The sequence below is a fragment of the Ectothiorhodospira sp. 9100 genome (assembly GCF_022227565.1).
Lineage (GTDB): Bacteria > Pseudomonadota > Gammaproteobacteria > Ectothiorhodospirales > Ectothiorhodospiraceae > Ectothiorhodospira > Ectothiorhodospira marina.
In genome coordinates, this window is the sequence record NZ_JAJNAN010000009.1 from 17364 (window position 1) to 37843 (window position 20480).

Genomic DNA, 20480 nt, shown 5'->3' on the forward strand with positions numbered 1-20480 from the left:
GATCCTCCAACCATCCCCAATTTTCTTGACCCATCCAGTTTTCGGACAGTGAATGAGTAGGCAGATCAAATCCATCCGCGGGATGCATGACATCCTGCCAGAACAAACGGGCGCCTGGCAGTGGTTTGAGGCACAGGTGCGCGAGACCCTGAGCAGTTACGGCTATCAGGAAATCCGCATGCCCATCGTCGAACAGACGGATCTGTTTGCCCGGTCCATTGGCGAGGTCACGGATATTGTCGAAAAGGAGATGTATACCTTCGAGGATCGCAACGGCGATAGCCTGACCCTGCGTCCCGAGGGCACGGCCGGCTGCGTGCGCGCCGGCGTGGAGAACGGCCTGTTGCACAACCAGCAGCAGCGTTTGTGGTATGCCGGCCCCATGTTCCGCCATGAGCGCCCCCAGAAGGGCCGCTATCGGCAGTTTCATCAGATCGGCGTGGAGGCCTTCGGCATGGAAGGGCCGGATATTGATGCCGAATTGATTCTCCTGACTGCTCGCCTGTGGCGACGTCTCGGGCTTCGCAACGTACGCCTGGAAATCAACACCCTGGGCTCCAGCGAGGCGCGCGCCGCCTACCGTGAGCACTTGGTGGATTATTTCAAGGCCCATGCGGAGGTACTGGATGACGATGCGCGGCAGCGTCTGGAGACCAATCCACTGCGTATCCTGGATAGCAAGAATCCTCAGATGCGAGCGATGATTCAGGAGGCCCCGAGCCTGCTGGATCATCTGGATGCATCGTCGCGAGAACACTTCGAGCAGCTCCAGTGCCTGCTGCGTGCAGCGGATGTGCCGTTCACCATCAATCCGCGGTTGGTGCGGGGGCTGGACTATTACTGCCGCACCGTGTTCGAGTGGATCACCGACGCCTTGGGTGCCCAGGGCACCGTCTGCGCGGGTGGCCGCTACGATGGCCTGGTGGAACAGCTGGGCGGGCGTCACACGCCGGCAGCCGGGTTCGCCATGGGCATCGAACGCCTGTTGAGCCTGCTGGAAGCTGACGGCGGTCTGCCAATGGCCCCGTCGCCCCATGTCTACCTCATGCTGGCCGGGGAGGGTACCGGCTCGGCCGGGGTGGAACTGTCCGAGCAGCTGCGTGACCAATTTCCTGGCCTGCGTCTGCAGATGAACTGCGGTGGCGGCGGCTTCAAGGCGCAGATGCGCCGGGCGGATCGCAGCGGCGCCCAGCTGGCCCTGATCCTGGGTGAGACTGAACTGGCCGAAGGCCGGGTGACCGTCAAGCCGTTGCGGGAAGGGCAGACTGAACAGCACACCGTGACCCAGGAAGCGCTGGCACACCATCTGGCCCAGGCTCTGGACCTGGCCACGGCTGAAACTAGACCGACGGAGAATGATTGATGTCACAACCCACCGATGAGGACCGCATTGAGGCCATCAAGAAATGGTGGAGCGAGAATGGCACGGCGATGATCCTGGGCCTGCTGCTGGGGATTGGCAGCCTCGTGGGCTGGAGGATGTGGACCGGCTACGTGGAGAACCAGTCCATCCAGGCTTCCGAGATCTACCTTTCCATGCAGGGCCTGGCCCGCGTGGATGCCGAGGCTGCCTCCGAGCAGGGTCGGATGCTGAAGGAGGATTTCCAGGGCACACCCTACGCCATGCTGGCGGCCCTGGATCTGGCCCGAATGGCGGCTGAGGCCGAGGATCTGGAAGGCGCCGAGACGCATCTGCGTTGGGTGATTGACCGCACCCGTCACGATGATCAGAAGCATCTGGCCCGGGCGCGACTGGCACGAGTGCTCATTGCCGATGGCCGCTATCAGGATGCCCTGGATACCCTGGATGGTGAGATACCGGAAGGCTTTCTGGCCCTGGTGGAGGAACTGCGCGGTGATGCCCATCGGGGGCTCGACGAGCCCACGGAGGCACGGGCGGCCTACGATCGAGCCATCCTTGCCTCCGCAGGTGTGGCGGATTATCTGCGCATGAAACGGGATGACCTGAGTGAAGCTGATGCAACGGGTGCCCAGTGAGGATTGTGAGGGTCTGGATGAAAGCCTGTGAAAGAATCCTGGTGCTGTTGCTGGCCGCCGCCCTGCTCACCGGGTGTGGTCTGTGGAGCAGCGATACGTCCGAGCCACCGGCACCCCTGCCGGAATTCGAGGCGACGCTGGAGCCGCAGGGGCTCTGGTCCCGCAATACCGGCGCCGGATCGGATGGACAGTACCTGCAATTGTCTCCTTTCCTGGGGCCGGAGTCCGTGGTGGCCGTGGATGCGCATGGGCGCGTGAGCGCCCATGCGCTGGATGACGGCGACCGTCTGTGGCAGGTGAACCTGAATGAACCCATCACCGCCGGCGTGAGCGGCGGCGGGGACCGGGTCATTGTGGGGACGGGCAAGGGGCACGCTATCGCCCTGAGTCTTGAAACCGGGGACGAGTTGTGGCGACGCACCCTCACCAGCGAAGTCCAGGGCATCTCCCGCGTGGACCAGGGGGCCGTGATCTTTCGTACCAACGATGGCCGCTTGCATGCCCTGGATGCGCGTACCGGTGAGACAGGCTGGACCGCAGGGCGCACCACGCCCGCCCTGAGCCTGCGGGGAACGGGGGCACCGCTGATGCTTTCCGGTCGCGTAGCGGCGGGGTTTGATAATGGACGGGTGGTCATGCTCGGCCTCGGCCGGGGCAACGGACTCTGGGAAGCGACGGTATCCACCCCCAGTGGTCGCTCGGAGTTGGAGCGCATGGCCGATGTGGATGGCGCGCTGGCGGTGGAGGATGGCGTGCTGTATGCCGCGGGTTACCAAGGCCGGGTCATGGCACTGGCCTTGTCCGATGGGCGAGTTCTGTGGCAACGGGATCTATCGTCCTATCGAGGGGTCTCGTTGGCGGGTCAAATGCTGTTTCTCACCGATAGCGAGGGTCATGTCTGGGCCCTGGATCGCCGTAATGGTGCCACCCTGTGGCAACAGGACCGTTTGCGCCTGCGTCGGGTGACCCTGCCCGTGGTTCTGGGAGAGCACCTGGTGGTGGGCGATTACGAAGGTTATCTACACTGGATCTCTCCTGAGGATGGCGCCCTGGTGGGGCGTGCCCGGGGAGATCATCAAGGCATCATGGGCGTGCCCCAGGTGCGCGACGGGGTGATGTATACCCTGGGCCGGGGAGGGCGCCTGAGCGCCTTCACCCTGCCATCGGAGAACTGAGATGAATCCGGTCATCGCCCTGGTGGGGCGTCCCAACGTGGGTAAATCCACCCTCTTCAACCAACTCACCCGCTCCCGGGATGCCCTGGTGGCCGATATGCCGGGGCTCACCCGGGATCGCCAGTATGGCATCGGTCGTGTGGGTGAATTTGGCTACATGGTGGTGGATACGGGGGGACTGAGCGGCGAGGCCGAGACCCTGGATACCCTCATGGCCCAGCAGACCTTGCAGGCCATTCGCGAGGCTGATGTGGTGTTGTTTCTGGTGGATGGCCGGGAAGGGCTGAGTGCCGCTGATCAGACCATTGCCGAGGAACTGCGTGGCTTCAATAAGCAGTTGCTGCTGGTGCTCAACAAAACCGACGGTATTGATGCCAACAGTGCCGCCACCGACTTTTTCTCCCTGGGTCTGGGCACGCCGGTGCCCATCGCTGCCGCCCATGGCCGGGGGGTCAATCGCCTGATGGAGCGGGTACGGGATCTGCTGCCGGAAGCGGAGGCCCGGGAGGAAGACGAGGAGCGCTGGCCCGGTGTTCGCATTGCCTTTGTCGGGCGTCCCAATGCGGGCAAATCCACCTTGATCAATCGCATCCTGGGGGAAGAGCGGGTACTGGCCACGGCGCTGCCGGGCACCACGCGGGACAGTGTCTATGTGCCCTTCGAGCGTGATGAGCGGATCTACACCTTGATCGACACCGCCGGTGTGCGGCGTCGTGCGCGGGTGCATGAGACCGTGGAGAAGTTTTCCGTCGTCAAGACCCTGCAAGCCATCGAGGCTGCACATGTGGTGATTTTTCTGCTGGATGCTCGTCAGGGGATCGCCGAGCAGGATGCCCACCTGCTGGGCATGGTGATGGAGGCGGGTCGTTCCCTGGTGCTGGCCATCAATAAGTGGGATGGGCTGACACAGGATGATCGCGAGCGGGTGCGCATGGAGTTGTCATTGAAGCTGCCGTTCCTGGATTTTGCCGAGAAGCGTTTCATCTCGGCGTTGCACGGCAGTGGGGTGGGGGATTTGTTCGGGGCGGTGCAACGCGCCCACGAATCCGCCAGTGCGGACATGGGCACTTCGCTGCTCACCCGCCTGCTGGAGAAGGCCGTGACCGAGCATCAGCCACCGTTGGTGCGGGGGCGTCGCATCAAGCTGCGCTACGCCCACCAGGGCGGCCGCAACCCGCCGGTGATCGTCATTCACGGGAACCAGACCGATCAATTGCCCGGCAGCTACAAACGCTACCTGACCAACTACTTCCGCCAGCACCTGCAACTGGTGGGTACGCCCATTCGTATGGAGTTTCGCACCGGCGACAATCCTTACAAGGACAAGCGCAACACCCTTACGCCGCGTCAGCAGCACAAGCGCAAGCGGATGATGCGCCACGTGAAGAAGGGGCGTTAAAGCCCGTCAGACCCATCGCAGGTACCCTGCCACGAATAACACCGCCAGGAAGGCTGCCGTGCCATACAGGGTGTTGGAGAGCTTGCGACTGTTGGGGCGGCTGTAGAAGGCCGCCCACAACAGCAGCAGGATGATGACGAAAAGGAAGAAGAGGAATCTCACGGTGTCCTCCGATCCGGTCTCAAGTGGCCGCAGCCAGATCGAATGAGTAGGGTAGCGGCTGGACCCTGGCGGCGGGCCCGCTGGTTGATTCCAGGCGAGGTTCACCCGCCTCGGCACTGGCGACTTGTAACACCGCCAGAGCCTCCACGCCGCCATCGGGGTGGGGATAGGCTTCCACGATACGTCCCACCGGTTGTGTGGCGTCCACGGAGGCGTCATGCAACGTGGCCCCCGGGGGCGGTGCTTGATTTACCGGCAGGTGCAGGCGGTACATGCGGCGTTTGAGCTTGCCCAGGTGCTGGGTACGGGCCACCACTTCCTGACCCGGGAAGCAGCCCTTGTTGAAGCTGACGCCTCCCAGTAATTGCAGGTTGGCCATCTGTGGCAGGAAGGCCTCGACCGTCTGCGGGTACACGTGCGGCACACCGGACATCACATCCAGGAGCCCCCAGCGATCGGCACCCACCGGCGCCGAACGGACGCTCAGGTTCTGCCACAGCCGGGTCACGGCATCCAGTTCCCCATAGATCTCGAAGCGCGGGTGCAGGCCAGGCACCCGGACCACCGTGAGCCCCCGTTCCTGAGTGACTTGATCCACTGCTTCCGGTGGGGCCTTGCCCAGTGCTGCCTGGAGTTGTTCCACCGCATGCGGGCCGGAGACCCCGATCCGCACCAGGGCGTCATCAGCGTCCTCCAACGTAACCTTGGCGCGCAGGATGAACATGGACAAACGCTTGAGTGTTGATTGAACCTGTTCCCGGGGCAGACGCAGGTAGTAGGTTTCGCCGCGTTTGAAGAGCCGGAAGTTGGCCAGCATGCGTCCTTTGGGGCTGCAATAGGCACCCATGCGACTGGTGCGTTCGTCCACTTCCGGCACATTGTTGCTGAGTTGGCCTTGAAGGAACTGAACGGTCTCCTCCCCGTAGGCGCCAATCAGCCCGTGATGGGACAGGTCACAGATCACATCGCCGGTGATCGCCACGCTCATTTCCCGCTCCGGGTTGCCGAAATCCGAGACGCGCTGCTCATCCATCTCGGCACCCGCCTGTAGCAGGAAGTCCTTCCACTCGGGTTTCATCGGAGTCTATGCCTCTTTGACAGGGTTCAATTCAGGGGTGTCATCTTACTAAGGAGGCCCGGCATAAAGCCACTACCACAACCGGTTGCCATGATGACCTGGTACTGCATCGGGGATGGCAGGGGGGCTGCGTTCCTCGATACACTGTTACGACCAAATCACACAGGCCATCGTTCAGAATCGCGAGGACCTATCTCGCCGGAGAGCATCCATGATTCGTGAAGCAACCGCAGACGACTTTGCCGATATCAGGCAAATCCGCCTGGAGTCCGCAGCCCAGGCCCACTGGTTTCTGCCACGGGAGTTCTGGGAACAGCAGGTGGAGCAGATGCCGGATGCGCCACCAAAGGAGGCAGAGATCTGGGTGCTGGAGCAAGGGGGCGAGGTGCGGGGGTTTTGCTGGTTGCAGGCGTCACGGTTGGAGGTGATGGTAGCTACCTGTTGCCAGGGTGTAGGCCTGGGGAGCCGATTACTGGATTTTGTAAAAGACCGTCGCCCGGCCCTGGAGGCGGCGGTATTCGCCGATAATGATCGTGCCGTGGCATTTTTGCGACACCATGGGTTCGAAGTGCTGGAACGGCATGAGCATGCGGAGATGGGCAAGGACGAACTGACCATGCAATGGCGTTCTCGCCAGTCGGCCTCTGCGTAACCAGAGCGAAGCCTGAACGAAACGAGGCCCCGACAGTGCGGGGCCTCGCTTCCACGGGCCTTGCTAGCCCGATCAGACCGGTTGGTCTACTTACTTTCTGCGGCCCTTGCCACCCTTGACACGGATGCGGTCGGGCTGGCCAGGCTCCTTCAGGACGCCGGTGGCGCCGGGAATGGTGCCGGGCTTACCTGCGGGTCTGAAGGTCATGGTGCTGCGCTGTGCGGGGCGGCTGGCCTGGGCAGCCGCGGGCTTTGGTGCAGCAGCAGGCTTGGGAGCCGGCTTGGCGGCAGCGGGTCGGGTCGGTTGCGGCTTGGCTGCCGGTTTTTGGGCCTCGGGCTTGAACGCCGTGGCGCCGCGCGGATCAGGCTTGCCCGCGGTACCGGGCTTTTGCGCCGCTCTGGCCGCGGCGGCAGCGGGCTGTTTGGCTGTTGCGGCGGGCTTGGCGGGCGCCGCAGGCTTGGCAGCTGCCGGTTTGGCGGCGGTTGCGGCGGGCTTGGCAGCCTGCTGTTCCGGTTTGAAGGCGGTGGCGCCACGCGGATCAGTGGCCTTGGCAGCGGTGGCAGCCGGCTTCTGCGGGGGTTTGGCCTGAGCCTGTGGGGCGGCCGGTTTGGCCTGGGGCTGCGGTTTGGCGGCCTGCTGCGGAGCGGCTGCGGCCGGCTTGGGTTCAGGCTTGGGTTCAGGCTGAGCTGGGCGGGCAGTGCTCGGGATGGCGCGGCGCTGTTCCTCGCGGGACAACTCCAGCAGGGCCGAAGCGCGACGCGGCAGGAACTGTTGTGAGGGCCCCTCGCCCAGGCGGTCGTAGCTATCCACCAGGTGCTCGTAGAGGTCGCGGTAGGAACGGGCCATTCCCGTGAACAGGGTGGCGGTCTTCTCGAAGTGCCTGTTCACCTGTGATCGGTAGCTTTCCAGCTTGCGGCGCTGATTTTCCACCTCGGACTGCAGTTCCAGCACGCGGCCCGCATCGCCCTGCTGACGGCCGAACCAGAAGCCCAGTAGACCAGCGCCGACGAAACCGGCCACGGTGAGGACATTTCCACCGAGTGTAATGAAGTCGCGTAAATTCGCGGCTATCTCTGATGATGACATAGATATCTCCTGCAGATAGGCCGCCGATGGCCCCGCGCCCAGACGGGGATCCGCAGCGGCGGTTAGCCCGCGGCGTCCTTGGACGACCGCACGTTGATTGCTCCACTGAGTCGCAGTTTTTATGATGCTATCCGGCATGCACATTATGCACAAGAATCGCCGCGTATGCTGCACCTTGGAAGACTTTAACTGGTTGTTAGCCCAGTAAAAAGATAAGGTATGGTGCACCCCCCAGGGCATTCTTCTGGCTGTTCACGCCGGACGGAGTCGGAGGCCCCATGTCGGTCGGGTTCCCAGGCTCCGCATGAGGACATTGCGCGGGGGGTGCCTTGGGTGTCAACAGGGATGATTGATCGTGGACAGGAAGCGGGACAATAAAGCGCTTTACGTGATGGTGAACCCCTCGAAGTGGGCGGGCCGGGTCATGAGGGCCATGTATTGGGCCGCGGCAGGAACGGTACTCATCAGTGGTGCACCGATGGCCGTCAAGGCAGGATTGGTGATATTGCTGCTGGGTGGCCTGCTGGCCAAGATGCTCGGGCATGGTGCACGTATCGACGTGCTGGGCTGTGATGGTGATGGACAGTGGTGGATAAGGCAGGCTGGTGAGGCGCATGTCATGGTGTGCATACTGCCGGACACGGTGGTGCTTCCCCGACTGGTACTGCTGTCCATGCGTTGTGAGCGCGGCCGCTATCATCGTCTGCCGCTGATGGCGGATGCCCTGGATGCAGACGATTTTCGGCATCTCAGGGTTCGACTCAGGGCGGGGGTTGCGGGTGCAACGGTGTCGGTGACCCAGGGCGGGGGAGCGGGTATGCTGACTCGACTGACAAGCCGGTGGTCCCGGCGGGAGGGTGCTGATGGCCGATGAATCCAAACCCTTGGAGGTGCTACTGCATCCGGATCTCGGTCATGTGTACAGCGAGGCAGAATTGGACGCCATCGAAGAGGTGGACACGGAGTTGGCCCTGCGCCTGGATCGCGCCCAGACACTGGCGGCGCGGGAGCAGGAAATCCTGCCCACTGACGGCCCCGTGGCGTTCGAGCAGGTGGCACTGGCAGTGGAGGAGGCTCGGCGCATCCTCATGCAGGATGGTGGCGATATTGAGCTGGTGAACATCGAGGATCGCACCGTGCGGGTTCGCCTCAAGGGCGCCTGCGTGGGTTGCCCCCGATCCGCGCTGGATCTCAAGCAGGTGGTGGAGCGCCTGGTGCGCGCCCGAGTGCCCGGGGTGGCCCAGGTGGTCAATACCTTCTGAGTCCCCCGTGGGAGCGGCCCCTGGCCGCGAATGCCCAGGCCCCGGAAAGCCCGGGGCCTCAGTGATTCAGGAAGTGCTCCCGAACCCGCTGAATCATCCCCCGGATCGCTTCCACCTCCACCGGCTCGCCATACAGCAACCAGCGTTGCAGGTCATCATCCTGTTGATCCAGCACCTGCTCGAAGCGATCCAGATCCTCGGCGCACAGGGTTTCCCCCTGGGTAAGCACAAAGCCCTCCAGCATCAGGTCCAGCTCCTTGGTGCCGCGCCGGCAACGCCAGCGCAGTCGGGAAAGCTCGCTCATGCGTGCATCACTTGCGCAAGACCATCTTTTTCTTGATCTCCGCGATGGCCTGGCCCGGGTTCAGTCCCTTGGGGCAGGTACGGGTGCAATTCATGATGGTATGGCAGCGGTAGAGCTTGAAGGGGTCTTCCAGTTCGTCCAGGCGCTCGCCGGTGGCCTCGTCGCGGCTGTCGACGATCCAGCGCTGAGCCTGCAGCAGGATGGCCGGGCCCAGGTAGCGATCTCCGTTCCACCAATAGCTGGGGCAGGAGGTGGAACAGCAGGCACACAGAATGCATTCGTACAGACCGTCCAGTTTGGCCCGGTCTTCCACCGACTGCAGGCGTTCCTTGTCCGGGGGCGGCGGCGTCTGAGTGCGGATCCAGGGTTTGATGGAGGCGTACTGGGCGTAGAAGTGGGTCATGTCCGGGATCAGATCCTTGACCACGTTCATGTGCGGCAGCGGGTAGATGCGCACATCGCCCTTGATGTCCTCGATGGCCTTGGTGCAGGCCAGGGTGTTGGTGCCATCAATGTTCATGGCACAGGACCCGCAGATCCCCTCGCGGCAGGAACGACGGAAGGACAGGGTGGGGTCGATCTCGTCCTTGATCTTGATAATGGCGTCGAGCACCATCGGACCACAGGCGTCCAGATCCACTTCGTAGGTATCCAGGCGCGGATTGTCGTCCGTATCCGGATTCCAGCGATAGATCACGAAGCGCTTGATATTCGTGCTGGAAGCACCCTCGGCCTTAAAGGTCTTACCCTTTTGCACCCGGGATTTGATGGGCAGTATGAACTGAGCCATGGTCTTGCGTTCTCCTGAGTCCGCGGATCAGTAGACCCGTGCCTTGGGCGGCACGACGTCCACATCGTCGCTGAGGGTGTACAGATGCACCGGGCGGTAGTCGAGCCGGACCTTGCCCTGGTCGTCCACCCAGGACAGGGTGTGCTTCATCCAGTTGTCGTCATCCCGGTCGGGGCAGTCCTCGCGAGCGTGGGCGCCACGGCTCTCGGGGCGATTGACCGCCGAGCGGATGGTGCTCACGGCACAGCCCAGCAGATTGTCCAGCTCCAGGGTTTCCACCAGGTCCGAGTTCCAGATCAGGGAACGATCGGTCACGCGCACATCGCCGAAGGAGGTGAAGACCTCGTCCATGCGATCACAGCCCTGCTGCAGGGTTTCGCCGGTGCGGAACACGGCAGCGTAGCGCTGCATGCACTGCTGCATGTCATCGCGGATGGAGGCGGTGGAGCGTGCCCCATCGGCGTAGCGCAGGCGGTCCAGGCGTTCCAGGGCCTTGTCGGCGGCACCGTCAGGCAGGGGTTTGACGGCGGCGCCGATGTCGCTGACGATTTCGCTGGCGCGGATGGCAGCGGCACGACCAAACACCACCAGGTCCAGCAGGGAGTTGGATCCCAGACGGTTGGCGCCATGCACCGAAACACACGCCGCTTCACCGATAGCCATGAGGCCCGGCACGATATGATCCGGGTTGCCATCCTTGAGGGTAACCACCTCACCACGGTAATTGGTGGGGATGCCGCCCATGTTGTAATGCACTGTGGGCAGTACCGGGATGGGTTCCTTGCTCACGTCCACGCCGGCAAAGATGCGCGCGGTCTCGGCGATGCCCGGCAGGCGCTCATTGATGACTTCCGGCCCCAGGTGTTCCAGGTGCAGGTGGATGTGATCCTGCTTGGCGCCCACACCGCGGCCTTCGTTGATCTCCACGGTCATGGAGCGGGAGACCACGTCACGGGAGGCCAGATCCTTGGCATTGGGGGCGTAGCGTTCCATGAACCGCTCACCCTTGGCGTTGGTGAGATAGCCGCCCTCGCCGCGAACGCCCTCGGTGATCAGGCAGCCGGCGCCATAGACACCGGTGGGGTGGAATTGCACGAATTCCATGTCCTGCATGGGCAGACCGGCGCGCAGCGCCATGCCCATGCCGTCGCCGGTGCAGGTGTGGGCCGAGGTGCAGGAGAAGTAGCTGCGCCCGTAACCCCCGGTGGCCAGCACCACCAGGTGGGCGTTGAAACGGTGCAGCGTGCCGTTCACCAGGTCGAGGGACAGTACGCCTCGGCAGGTGTCACCGTCCATGATCAGGTCGGTGGCAAAGTGTTCGATATAGAACTCGGCCTGATGGGCCAGGGCCTGCTGATACAGGGTGTGCAGGATGGCGTGGCCGGTGCGGTCGGCGGCAGCACAGGTGCGCTGAGCGCGGCCTTCACCGAAGCGGGTGGTCATGCCACCGAAGGGGCGCTGATAGATCTTGCCGTCCTCGGTGCGGGAGAAGGGCACGCCATAGTGTTCCAGTTCGATGATGGCCGGGGCGGCCTCACGGCACATGTATTCGATGGCGTCCTGGTCACCGAGCCAGTCAGAGCCCTTGACCGTGTCGTACATATGCCAGCGCCAGTCGTCCTCGCCCATGTTGCCCAGGGCCGCGGAAATGCCCCCCTGGGCTGCCACCGTGTGGCTGCGGGTGGGGAAAACCTTGGTGACGCAGGCCGTTTTGAGGCCCTTTTCCGCCATGCCGAAGGTGGCCCGCAGGCCGGCGCCGCCGGCACCGACCACCACCACGTCGTAGGCATGGTCGATTATCTTGTAGTCGCCCTTCATCAATCAGCTCCCGAAAGCAATGCGCAGTATGGCGACGATCCCGGTGACCGCCAGCAGCAACATGAGGAATTTCACGGCGATGAGGCTTGCGAACTTGATGCCTTCGCTGTGCACGTAGTCCTCTATGATGACCTGCAGCCCCATGTGGGCATGGTGGAACAGCGTCCCCACGGCCAGGATCAGCAATACAGTGTTCAGGGGGGCCGCCACCCAGGCGGTGGTGGCTGCAAAGCCGGCACCAGCCAGGCTGCCCAGGCTGAAGATCAGCCACAGCATCAGCGGTACCATGGCGATGGAACTCAGGCGCATGGCAAACCAGTGATGGGTGCCATCTTTGGCGGAACCCAGTCCGCGTGCCTGCCCCAATGGTGTGCGAAGACTCATGATGCTTTCCCCGATCAGATAAGCACGAAGATCCAGAAGATCGCCGTGAGAATAAGGGTGGCCACCAGTGCAAGGATGCCGCTCAGGTAGACCTGCTTGATCTCCAGGCCACGCCCGGTGTCCCAGATCAGATGTCGGATGCCCGTGCCCAGGTGGTAGAACAGGGAGAGGGTGACACCGAACAGGACAAACAGTCCGAATCCGCTATGCAGCAAGGCTTCGGCGCGGGCAAAGGCCTCCGGACCCGAGGCCAGGGAGACGAGCCAGTAGATCAGGAGGAGGCTGGCCAGGCTGAGTATGGCGCCGGTAGCCCGGTGAAAGATCGAGAGGATCGATGTCAGCTGCGGCTTGTACACCTGCAGGTGGGGTGATAACGGTCGGTTATCGTTTGGCATGGATCGACGGCTCCGCCTGGGTGCGCCCGATCAGGGGGCGGTTAACGGTGAATGCCTGATCGCCCGGAGTGGAATGACCGACAGCGGGCGGAGGCACAGCGTTCGCTTGGAGATACTGACAGGGTGGATGCAGCCCGCCCGAGGAGAGGTCCCCGGGTGGGCATCCGAAATGTCGCGCTGCATCAAATCCGCTTATAGATAGCAGGTCTGCCAGCGCACCGCAAGGCGGGATCGTAAAATTCCCTTGAATTATATACTTTTAGCCGTTTACCGGGAATGCTGGCTCAGGTAATGACGCTGGGCGTTTCGCGGCCCGTGTGAGTCTGGATGCCCGCAATCTCCTCAGCAATCCCGATCAGGGGCGCCAGGGCTTCCTGGGTGTCTTCTCCGTGGCGCGCCGGATCCGCTTCATGGCGCTCCACATACAGTCGTAGCGTGGCACCCGCCGTCCCGGTGCCGGAGAGCCGGAACACCAGCCGTGCACCGCCCTCGAACAGCACCCGCAGGCCTTGACCCTCGGCCACCGAGCCGTCCACCGGGTCCGTGTAAGCAAAATCATCGGCCTGGGCAACAGTGAAGTCGCCGAAGCGGCGACCCTTGAGTGCGGTCAGTTGCCCACGTACCTGGTTCATGGCCGCCTCGGCCTGAGCGGCATCCACACCCTCGTAGTCGTGCCGGGTGTAGAAATCGCGCCCGAACTGGCGCCAGTGATCACGCACGATGTCCGCCACCGACTCACCCCGCACGGCCAGCAGGTTGAGCCAGAACAGCACGGCCCACAGACCGTCCTTTTCCCGTACATGATCCGAAGAGGTGCCAAAGCTTTCCTCGCCGCACAGGGTGACCCGACCGGCATCCATCAGGTTGCCGAAGTACTTCCAGCCGGTAGGGGTTTCGAAGCATTCGATGCCCATTTTCTCGGCCACCCGATCCGCTGCCTGGCTGGTGGGCATGGAGCGGGCGATGCCGCGGATGCCCTTGGCATAGCCGGGCACATGGTGGGCATTGGCAGCCAGCACCGCCAGGCTGTCGCTTGGGGTGACGAAGAAGTGTCGTCCCAGGATCATGTTGCGGTCCCCGTCGCCGTCGGAAGCCGCGCCGAAGTCGGGTCCATTGTCCCTGAACAGGGTGTCCACCAGCCCCTTGGCGTGCACCAGGTTGGGATCGGGATGCCCCTTGCCGAAATCTTCCAGGGGCTGCCCGTTCATCACGGTACCGGCCGGGGCGCCGAGCATGTCCTCGAGAATGCGGCGCGCATAGGGGCCGGTCACCGCGTGCATGGCATCAAAGCGCATGGAGAACCGATCTTCCTTGAACAGGGCCTGCATGCGGTCGAAATCGAACAGGGACTGCATCAGTTCGGCATAATCGTTCACCGAATCCACCACCGCCACCACCATGGGGCCCACCGTGGTGCGTCCGGGGGTGTCCAGGTCGAGATCCGGGATGTCGGCGATGCGGTAGTGGGTGATCTCGCAGGCGCGCTCATGGATCTCCCCCGTCACCTTTTCGGGGGCCGGGCCGCCGTTGGGAGTGTTGAACTTGATGCCGAAGTCCTCTTCCGGGCCACCGGGATTGTGGCTGGCCGAGAGGATGAGACCGCCTTGCGTCTTGTACTTGCGGATCAGGCAGGAGGCAGCGGGTGTGGACAGGATGCCGCCCTGACCGACGATGACCCGAGCCACCCCATTGGCCAGGGCCATGCGCAGGATGATCTGGATGGCTTCACGGTTGAAGTAACGGCCATCTCCCCCCAGCACCAGTACGCCTCCCTTGAGGCTCGGGCGCACGTCGAACACCGCCTGGACGAAGTTTTCCAGGTAGTGGGGTTGCCGGAAGACCTTCACTTTCTTGCGCAGACCGGAGGTGCCGGGTTTCTGGTCGGAGAAGGGGGTGGTTTCCACACGACGGATCTTCATGGACATCGGCCTTCCTGCATGAATTGTGGGGATAAAGTTAGCAAATACTGGGCGCCCTGTCCCTGTGCTAACATCCCGCCATGTTGCTCGAAGCCTCCAAGCCCGCCTACCTGGATCCGGTGCCTCGCAGTTTTGCGGCGCTGATGGATCTGTATGAGGTGAACTACATTCGCCTGCGGCAGCTGTGCCCCGAGCCCCAGTCGCTGGCATCTCCTCGGGTGTCCCATGTGCCCGGCGTCATGGATCTGCACTTGGAGGTATTGGAGTGCTGTCCCTACACCACCACACTGCTGCTCACCTACCACTTTGATGCGGATGGGGATCGTTCCGCACGCCGCAGCCCCAACCTGAGGGTGAGGGTGTATCACGATGCGCGACAGGTGGAGGTGCTGGGCCGTCACAGTCGATGTACAGGCGAGGAGGTGAGTCTGGGGGACCATCCCGACTGGCAGGCCCTGCAGTGCCGCTGGCGTTTCAATCGCTTCCTCTTCAAGTGGCTGGGTTACTGTTTGCGCCAAGGGCATCGTTTCTGATATGGGGGTGGTTTTTTTTGCCCTAATTCTTGACTTCTTTACTAGGTTATCGTAAAACCAGTCTAAATCCTGACTAGTTAGCTCAGGAATTAAGCAGCCTGACAACCGAGGAAGGGGCCCGTCATGAAACTCTCGACGAAAAGCCGTTATGCAGTGACCGCCATGCTGGACCTGGCCATCCATGACAAGATCGGCCCGGTCACCCTGGCAGACATTTCCCAATCCCAGGGGATCTCCCTGTCCTATCTGGAGCAACTCTTCGCCAAGCTGCGCAAGAACGGTCTGGTGGAAGGGGTTCGTGGCCCGGGCGGTGGCTATCGGCTGTCGCGGCCGTCGGATGAGATCACCGTGGCGCGCATCATCAGCGCCGTTGACGAAAACGTGACCATGACCCGTTGCGCTGGCAAGGGCACCTGTCAGGATGGCGAGCGCTGCCTCACCCACCAGCTGTGGGACGACCTGAGTGAGCAGTTGTACAGCTTTCTGGACGGTATCACGCTGGACCAATTCTCCAACCGTCCGGAGGTGCAGCAGGTGGCTCAACGTCAGGATGCCCAGCATCAGCGTGCCCACCAGCACTTCATCTTCCGCCGCACCGCCGCCTGAGGAGGAATCATGGCCTTGCAACTGCCCATCTATCTGGACTACGCCGCCACCACGCCCATGGACGAGCGGGTCGCTGAGACCATGAGCCGTTTTCTGACCCGGGAAGGAACCTTCGGCAACCCGGCCTCTCGCTCCCACAGCTTCGGCTGGGAGTCGGAGCAGGCCGTGGAACAGGCCCGCGAACATGTGGCCGCCCTGGTAGGCGCCGACCCCCGGGAGATCATCTGGACCAGTGGTGCCACCGAGGCCGATAACCTGGCCATCAAGGGGGCTGCCCATTTCTATCAGAAGAAAGGACGCCATATCGTCACCCTGAAGACCGAACACAAGGCGGTACTGGATTCCTGTCGCCAACTGGAACGTGAAGGTTTCGAAGTGACCTATCTGGAACCGGACCCCAGCGGCCTGATTGATCTGGATAAGCTCGAGGCCGCGCTTCGGGATGACACCATTCTGGTGTCCATCATGCATGTGAATAACGAGATTGGCGTCATCCAGGACCTGGAGGCCATTGGCAACCTGACCCGTTCACGCGGGATTGTCTTCCATGTGGATGCCGCCCAGTCCACCGGCAAGGTGGAGCTGGACCTCTCCAGGCTGCCCGTGGACCTGATGAGTTTTTCCGCTCACAAGAGCTATGGTCCCAAGGGTGTGGGTGCGCTGTACGTATCCCGCAAGCCCCGGGTGCGTCTGGAGGCCCAGATGCACGGTGGGGGGCATGAACGGGGGCTGCGCTCCGGCACCCTGGCGACGCACCAGATCGTCGGCATGGGTGAGGCCTTCCGTATTGCCCGAGAGGAAATGGGGACCGAAAACGAACGATTGCGGATGCTGCGTGATCGACTCTGGGCGGGCCTGTCCGAGATGGAGGAGGTCTATCTCAACGGCGATCTGGAAAACCGCGTGGCCGGTAACCTGAATGTGTCCTTCAACTTCGTGGAGGGTGAAAGCCTGATCATGGCCCTGAAGGATATTGCTGTTTCATCCGGTTCTGCCTGTACCAGCGCCAGCCTGGAGCCCTCCTACGTGCTGCGCGCCCTGGGCCGGGATGACGAGTTGGCCCACAGTTCCATCCGCTTCTCCGTGGGGCGTTACACCACCCTGGAGGAAGTGGACCATACGATCTCGCTGGTGAAGGCGGCAGTGCAGAAACTGCGTGACCTGTCTCCCTTGTGGGAAATGCACCAGGACGGGATCGATCTGAAATCCGTGGAGTGGGTGGCCCATTGAGGCCTGACACACGCGCGAACGAAGAGGTGATAGAACATGGCCTATAGCGACAAAGTGCTCGACCATTATGAAAATCCCCGCAACGTGGGGGCAATGGACAAGGGGGATGCCTCCGTGGGCACCGGTATGGTAGGCGCCCCCGCCTGCGGCGATGTGATGAAACTGCAGATCAAGGTCAATCACGCTGGCGTGATCGAGGATGCCAAGTTCAAGACCTACGGTTGCGGGTCCGCCATTGCCAGCTCCAGCCTGCTCACTGAATGGGTGAAGGGCAAGACCCTGGATGAGGCGGGTTCCATCAAGAACACCCAGATCGCCGAGGAACTGGCGCTGCCACCGGTGAAGATCCACTGTTCGGTGCTGGCCGAGGATGCCATCAAGGCGGCCATTGATGATTACCGCCGCAAGGGGGGGGCAGCCGTCGAGGTGGGTGAACCCGCCGCGCCGGAGGGGGAGCGGATTCCGGCGTAGGGGGTTCTACCTGATGTTGTGCCCCTCCTGCCCCTCACCCCGACCCCTCTCCCCTGAGGGGAGAGGGGCTCTCTTGTTTAGTCTGAAAGCTCCCTTCTCCCCTCAGGGGAGAAGGGTCGGGGATGAGGGGAACGGCGGCCGCGTTGCCATTTCTTCCCCTCCCCCAAAGGCGAGAGGCGCTATTGCCGTGTTCGCCGAGGACGCACTTCCCTCAACAACCGCCGCAGACGACGGAACCGCTCAGGATCCGGCCGGCTGCCATACCTCAGTGCCACGTACTCTTGTGTGAATGCCACTACGGGGTCCGCCAGATCGGGACGCTCGCGGCTCACCCGTTGTGCAAAGGCCATGGGTGGCTCATGAGGTGCCCGGGTCAGTCCTCGGCGGCCCAGGCGGCGACAGAACCGGCGATACACCAGTGACAAGGGATCAGCCACGGGCAAGCGGTTGCGCCACAGGAAGATCGCCGCGAACACCAGTACCACCAGACCGATCAGCACCACCATCAGCGTGATCATGCCCCGCCAGTCCAGGCGACCCAGGCCGAGCCGCTCCAGCAGTTCTGCCTGACGCTCCGGCCCGAAGGCGAGCACCCAGCCGCTCCAGTAGTAATCCAGGCTGTCCCGCCAGAGTTCCAACTGTAGACGGATGGCGCCCCAGTCCAGGCTGCGCAGCATGTAGTCCGGCAGGCCGGCATCGTCGGATAAAGCGGCTCGAACCCCTTGTTCAATGCGCTCCGGGGCCACCGCCGCCGTGGGGTCGAACCGCACCCAGCCCCGATTTTCCAGCCACACTTCCGCCCAGGCATGGGCATCCGACTGACGCACCAACAGATAATCCCCCATGCGGTTGTATTCACCGCCCTGATAGCCCGTGACCACCCGGGCCGGGATCCCGGCGGCGCGCATTAGTACCACGAAGGCGCTGGCGTAATGCTCGCAAAAGCCGGCCCGCGACTCGAACAGGAACTGATCTACCGGGTCCCGGGGCAGGCGCGGAGGGGAGAGGGTATAGAAGAAAGGCTCCTGGTTGAAATGACGCAGGGCGGCTGCCACCACCGCGCCATCCTCTTCATGGGCTTCCCGCCAGTCCCGGGCCAGTGACCGTGCCCTGGGGGCGGTGTTGTCCGGCAGGGCCAGCGCCGCCCGACGGCGGCCATCACTCAATACCGGTTCCAGGGGCAGGTCAGGCAGGGAAGTGACACTGTACTGGATGAGACTGCGCACCGGCTGCCTGGAGACCAGGTCGTGATCGGCGGTCATGCGGGCGTCCTGGGGGGTGGTCAGGGGGACGTCCAGAGCCAGGAGCCAACGTCCATCATGGGGCTCCAGGTTCACCGTGTAGGTGAATGTGCGGTCCTCCTCGATGGCCACGGGCTGAGGTGGCACCTCCCCCCGATCACGACCGAAGCGCCAGGTGCGGCCGTCATACTCCCAGAATACCGGGCCGCGCCAATAGCGCAGGTTCTGACCCGGGATCTCCCCGGCAAAGGAGACCCGAAAGGCGGGGGCATCGGACTGCAGCAGTTCGCTGATGGAGCCGGGTGACATGCTGTCCGACAGCCCGGTGACACCCGCGGACTCCTCCTGGGGCATGCCCCACAGTGGTCCGGGCAGGCGCGGAAAGAGCAGGAACAGGATGATCATCAGGGGCAGGGCCTGAGCCAGCATCACGCCAGCCAGAGAGAGGGATTCCCGCCAGGGCTGAGCACCGTCACCGGCATTGAGCCTTACCATCGCGGCAGTGGTGGTGAAGACCGCTGCCACCATGTACAGGGCCAGCGGGATCTCCTGGGAGTAGAAAAAATTAGTGATCACCACGAAATACCCCAGGAAAACCCCCAGCATGGCGTCCCGGAAGCCACGCGTCTCCAGCAGCTTCAGGCCCGTCATCAGGATCAGCAGGGCCACGCCGGCATCGCGGCCGAACAAGGTGCCGTACTGGGTCACCACGAGACCGGTGCCTATCAGGGTCAGCATGACCAGGAGCCAGCGCCCCGGCATGGGCATGCGGCCCCAATGGGCCAGGGCGCGCCAACCCATGGCCAGCGCCGCCATGGCCACTACCCAGGGCGGCTGGTTGAACAGGTGCGGCAACATGGCAAAGCACAAGGCAAAAATCAGCCAGGGCAGCGCGTTGGAACGTTGCGGCAGGCGCTCTTCCCGGGGCAGGGCGCTGGTGGGGTTTCGGGGAGTGAACAGCCTCATGGACTTTCTCCCAATGGACTTTCTCCCATGGGCAGCGCGAAGCAGGCCAACTGCTCCAGGCATCGTTGCCGGTGACGCTCGCCGGTGGCCGGTTCGATCTCCACGCCGGGCATGCGCAGACCAAATCTCAGCTTCTTGCGGTGGGCCTCCAGCACCAGGTGGCAGAGCATGGAGAGTCGGGTCTCCACGTCAGCGGCCGGCAGGCCCTCCCAGTCCAGCCAGGTCTGACCGCCCTGCATTTCATGAAACTCCTTGGTGTACATGTCGCCGGTACGGGCCAGGGCTTTCCAGTCCAGCCGCCGGGGGGAATCGCCGGGGGCGTAGGCGCGTACGCCGGTGAACTCCTCGCCCGCCCGGTTGCGAGTGGTCTGGGGTTCGATATCCTCGCCCTCACCGCTGAGTGGGCGTTCCATCGGGATCGGTTGTGGGTACACAAGCACCGACTCGTCGAAATTGAGCCATGACCAGGTGCGGAACAGCCCCAGTGGGTAGCGGGTGTGCAGCCGTAGCCGGCCTGGACGCAGTACACCCCGCCGCCGTGCCGGCAGGTTGAGCGTGACCGGGGTACTTTCCCGGGCATTGACTGCAAACTCGGTGGGGGATTGCCCCGGCGCCTCCAGCAGCAGCCCGCGCCGTGACACCCGGCTGGGGTTGTCCACCGTGTAGGTGAACTGGGCGCTTTGTCCGGCAAAGATCGGTGTGGCGGGCTGGCGGGTGATGCGCAGGCCGAGCAGATTACGGTGCGTATGCCACATGGCATTGGCCCCCAGGGCGGCCAGCAGGAAGGTGAGCATGAAGGCCATGCTGTTGCTGTAGTTGATGGCTCCCAGCAGCATCACCACCAGCACCATGGCAAAGGTATACCCCTGGCGGGTGGGCAGGATGTAGATACAGCGGCGGTTCAGCGTGAGTTGTCGGCCTTCCGGGCGCTGGCGACGGAGGATCCAGCGGATGGCCCTTTCCCTGAGCGCCTGATGGGTTCGACCAAACCAAGTGGTGTCGGTCTTCATG

Annotated in this window: 20 protein-coding genes and 1 pseudogene; 10 read left to right on the forward strand and 11 right to left on the reverse strand. The window is 63.2% G+C overall.

Annotated features, from left to right (window positions below):
• The first annotated feature begins 52 nt into the window (after nucleotides 1-52).
• The 4 genes from hisS to der are packed head-to-tail and all read left to right on the forward strand — an operon-like array spanning nucleotide 53 to nucleotide 4572.
• Entirely contained in the window at nucleotides 53-1363 is a 1311-nt protein-coding gene (gene hisS, locus LPW29_RS04555; protein WP_090249871.1) for a histidine--tRNA ligase, read from the forward strand.
• A complete protein-coding gene (locus tag LPW29_RS04560; protein ID WP_238627053.1) occupies nucleotides 1363-1998 on the forward strand; it encodes a YfgM family protein in 636 nt (211 codons plus the stop codon). Before hisS ends, LPW29_RS04560 begins: the two co-directional genes overlap by 1 nt.
• A gap of 17 nt (nucleotides 1999-2015) precedes the next feature.
• Entirely contained in the window at nucleotides 2016-3173 is a 1158-nt protein-coding gene (gene bamB, locus LPW29_RS04565; protein WP_370642791.1) for an outer membrane protein assembly factor BamB, read from the forward strand.
• A gap of 1 nt (nucleotide 3174) precedes the next feature.
• On the forward strand, nucleotides 3175-4572 hold the full coding sequence (gene der, locus LPW29_RS04570) for a ribosome biogenesis GTPase Der (RefSeq protein ID WP_238627054.1): 1398 nt from the start codon (nucleotides 3175-3177) through the stop codon (nucleotides 4570-4572).
• 6 nt (nucleotides 4573-4578) lie between these two features.
• On the opposite strand, the gene LPW29_RS04575 is transcribed toward der, so the two are convergent.
• Both LPW29_RS04575 and ygfZ read right to left on the reverse strand, forming a co-directional pair.
• The gene (locus tag LPW29_RS04575) at nucleotides 4579-4734 is read right to left on the reverse strand and encodes a hypothetical protein (protein ID WP_177169794.1); all 156 of its coding nucleotides are present in this window, start codon (nucleotides 4732-4734) and stop codon (nucleotides 4579-4581) included.
• Nucleotides 4735-4753: 19 nt separating this feature from the next.
• The gene (gene ygfZ / locus LPW29_RS04580) at nucleotides 4754-5812 is read right to left on the reverse strand and encodes a CAF17-like 4Fe-4S cluster assembly/insertion protein YgfZ (RefSeq protein ID WP_238627055.1); all 1059 of its coding nucleotides are present in this window, start codon (nucleotides 5810-5812) and stop codon (nucleotides 4754-4756) included.
• Nucleotides 5813-6023: 211 nt separating this feature from the next.
• On the opposite strand from ygfZ, the gene LPW29_RS04585 reads away from it, so the two are divergent.
• Nucleotides 6024-6464, forward strand: coding sequence for a GNAT family N-acetyltransferase (locus LPW29_RS04585; RefSeq protein ID WP_238627056.1), 441 nt, complete (start codon nucleotides 6024-6026; stop codon nucleotides 6462-6464).
• Nucleotides 6465-6554: 90 nt separating this feature from the next.
• Here the strand turns inward: LPW29_RS04585 and LPW29_RS04590 are convergent, their stop codons facing one another.
• Entirely contained in the window at nucleotides 6555-7550 is a 996-nt protein-coding gene (locus LPW29_RS04590) for a YhcB family protein (RefSeq protein WP_238627057.1), read from the reverse strand.
• Between the two features lie 433 nt (nucleotides 7551-7983).
• Here LPW29_RS04590 and LPW29_RS04595 point away from each other — a divergent pair.
• A pseudogene (locus tag LPW29_RS04595) lies at nucleotides 7984-8812 on the forward strand (protein YgfX).
• 58 nt (nucleotides 8813-8870) lie between these two features.
• On the opposite strand, the gene LPW29_RS04600 reads toward LPW29_RS04595, so the two are convergent.
• The 6 genes from LPW29_RS04600 to LPW29_RS04625 all read right to left on the reverse strand — a co-directional run bounded on the left by LPW29_RS04600 (nucleotide 8871) and on the right by LPW29_RS04625 (nucleotide 14422).
• On the reverse strand, nucleotides 8871-9116 hold the full coding sequence (locus tag LPW29_RS04600) for an FAD assembly factor SdhE (protein ID WP_238627058.1): 246 nt from the start codon (nucleotides 9114-9116) through the stop codon (nucleotides 8871-8873).
• A 7-nt stretch (nucleotides 9117-9123) separates the two neighbouring features.
• Nucleotides 9124-9906, reverse strand: a complete 783-nt coding sequence (locus tag LPW29_RS04605) for a succinate dehydrogenase iron-sulfur subunit (RefSeq protein ID WP_090249889.1) — start codon at nucleotides 9904-9906, stop codon at nucleotides 9124-9126.
• Nucleotides 9907-9933: 27 nt separating this feature from the next.
• Complete coding sequence (gene sdhA / locus LPW29_RS04610; protein ID WP_238627059.1) at nucleotides 9934-11724, reverse strand: succinate dehydrogenase flavoprotein subunit; 1791 nt, start codon at nucleotides 11722-11724, stop codon at nucleotides 9934-9936.
• 3 nt (nucleotides 11725-11727) lie between these two features.
• A complete protein-coding gene (gene sdhD / locus LPW29_RS04615) occupies nucleotides 11728-12108 on the reverse strand; it encodes a succinate dehydrogenase, hydrophobic membrane anchor protein (RefSeq protein WP_090249894.1) in 381 nt (126 codons plus the stop codon).
• Between the two features lie 14 nt (nucleotides 12109-12122).
• Entirely contained in the window at nucleotides 12123-12503 is a 381-nt protein-coding gene (sdhC, locus tag LPW29_RS04620) for a succinate dehydrogenase, cytochrome b556 subunit (protein WP_090249895.1), read from the reverse strand.
• A gap of 284 nt (nucleotides 12504-12787) precedes the next feature.
• Nucleotides 12788-14422, reverse strand: coding sequence for an alpha-D-glucose phosphate-specific phosphoglucomutase (locus LPW29_RS04625; protein ID WP_090250518.1), 1635 nt, complete (start codon nucleotides 14420-14422; stop codon nucleotides 12788-12790).
• Between the two features lie 80 nt (nucleotides 14423-14502).
• Between LPW29_RS04625 and LPW29_RS04630 the strand changes: the two genes are divergently transcribed.
• The 4 genes from LPW29_RS04630 (at nucleotide 14503) to iscU (ending at nucleotide 17262) form a co-directional block, all read left to right on the forward strand.
• Nucleotides 14503-14955 (forward strand): DUF1249 domain-containing protein, encoded by a 453-nt coding sequence (locus LPW29_RS04630; RefSeq protein WP_090249898.1) that lies wholly within the window; start codon nucleotides 14503-14505, stop codon nucleotides 14953-14955.
• Between the two features lie 123 nt (nucleotides 14956-15078).
• On the forward strand, nucleotides 15079-15561 hold the full coding sequence (locus LPW29_RS04635; RefSeq protein WP_090249901.1) for a Fe-S cluster assembly transcription factor: 483 nt from the start codon (nucleotides 15079-15081) through the stop codon (nucleotides 15559-15561).
• A gap of 6 nt (nucleotides 15562-15567) precedes the next feature.
• Nucleotides 15568-16791 (forward strand): IscS subfamily cysteine desulfurase, encoded by a 1224-nt coding sequence (locus LPW29_RS04640; RefSeq protein WP_090249904.1) that lies wholly within the window; start codon nucleotides 15568-15570, stop codon nucleotides 16789-16791.
• A gap of 36 nt (nucleotides 16792-16827) precedes the next feature.
• Entirely contained in the window at nucleotides 16828-17262 is a 435-nt protein-coding gene (gene iscU, locus LPW29_RS04645) for a Fe-S cluster assembly scaffold IscU (protein WP_090249906.1), read from the forward strand.
• 179 nt (nucleotides 17263-17441) lie between these two features.
• Here the strand turns inward: iscU and LPW29_RS04650 are convergent, their stop codons facing one another.
• Nucleotides 17442-19469, reverse strand: a complete 2028-nt coding sequence (locus tag LPW29_RS04650; protein WP_238627060.1) for a transglutaminase TgpA family protein — start codon at nucleotides 19467-19469, stop codon at nucleotides 17442-17444.
• A complete protein-coding gene (locus LPW29_RS04655; protein ID WP_238627061.1) occupies nucleotides 19466-20479 on the reverse strand; it encodes a DUF58 domain-containing protein in 1014 nt (337 codons plus the stop codon). The genes LPW29_RS04650 and LPW29_RS04655 overlap by 4 nt, the downstream gene beginning before the upstream one ends.
• Between the last annotated feature and the right edge of the window lies 1 nt (nucleotide 20480).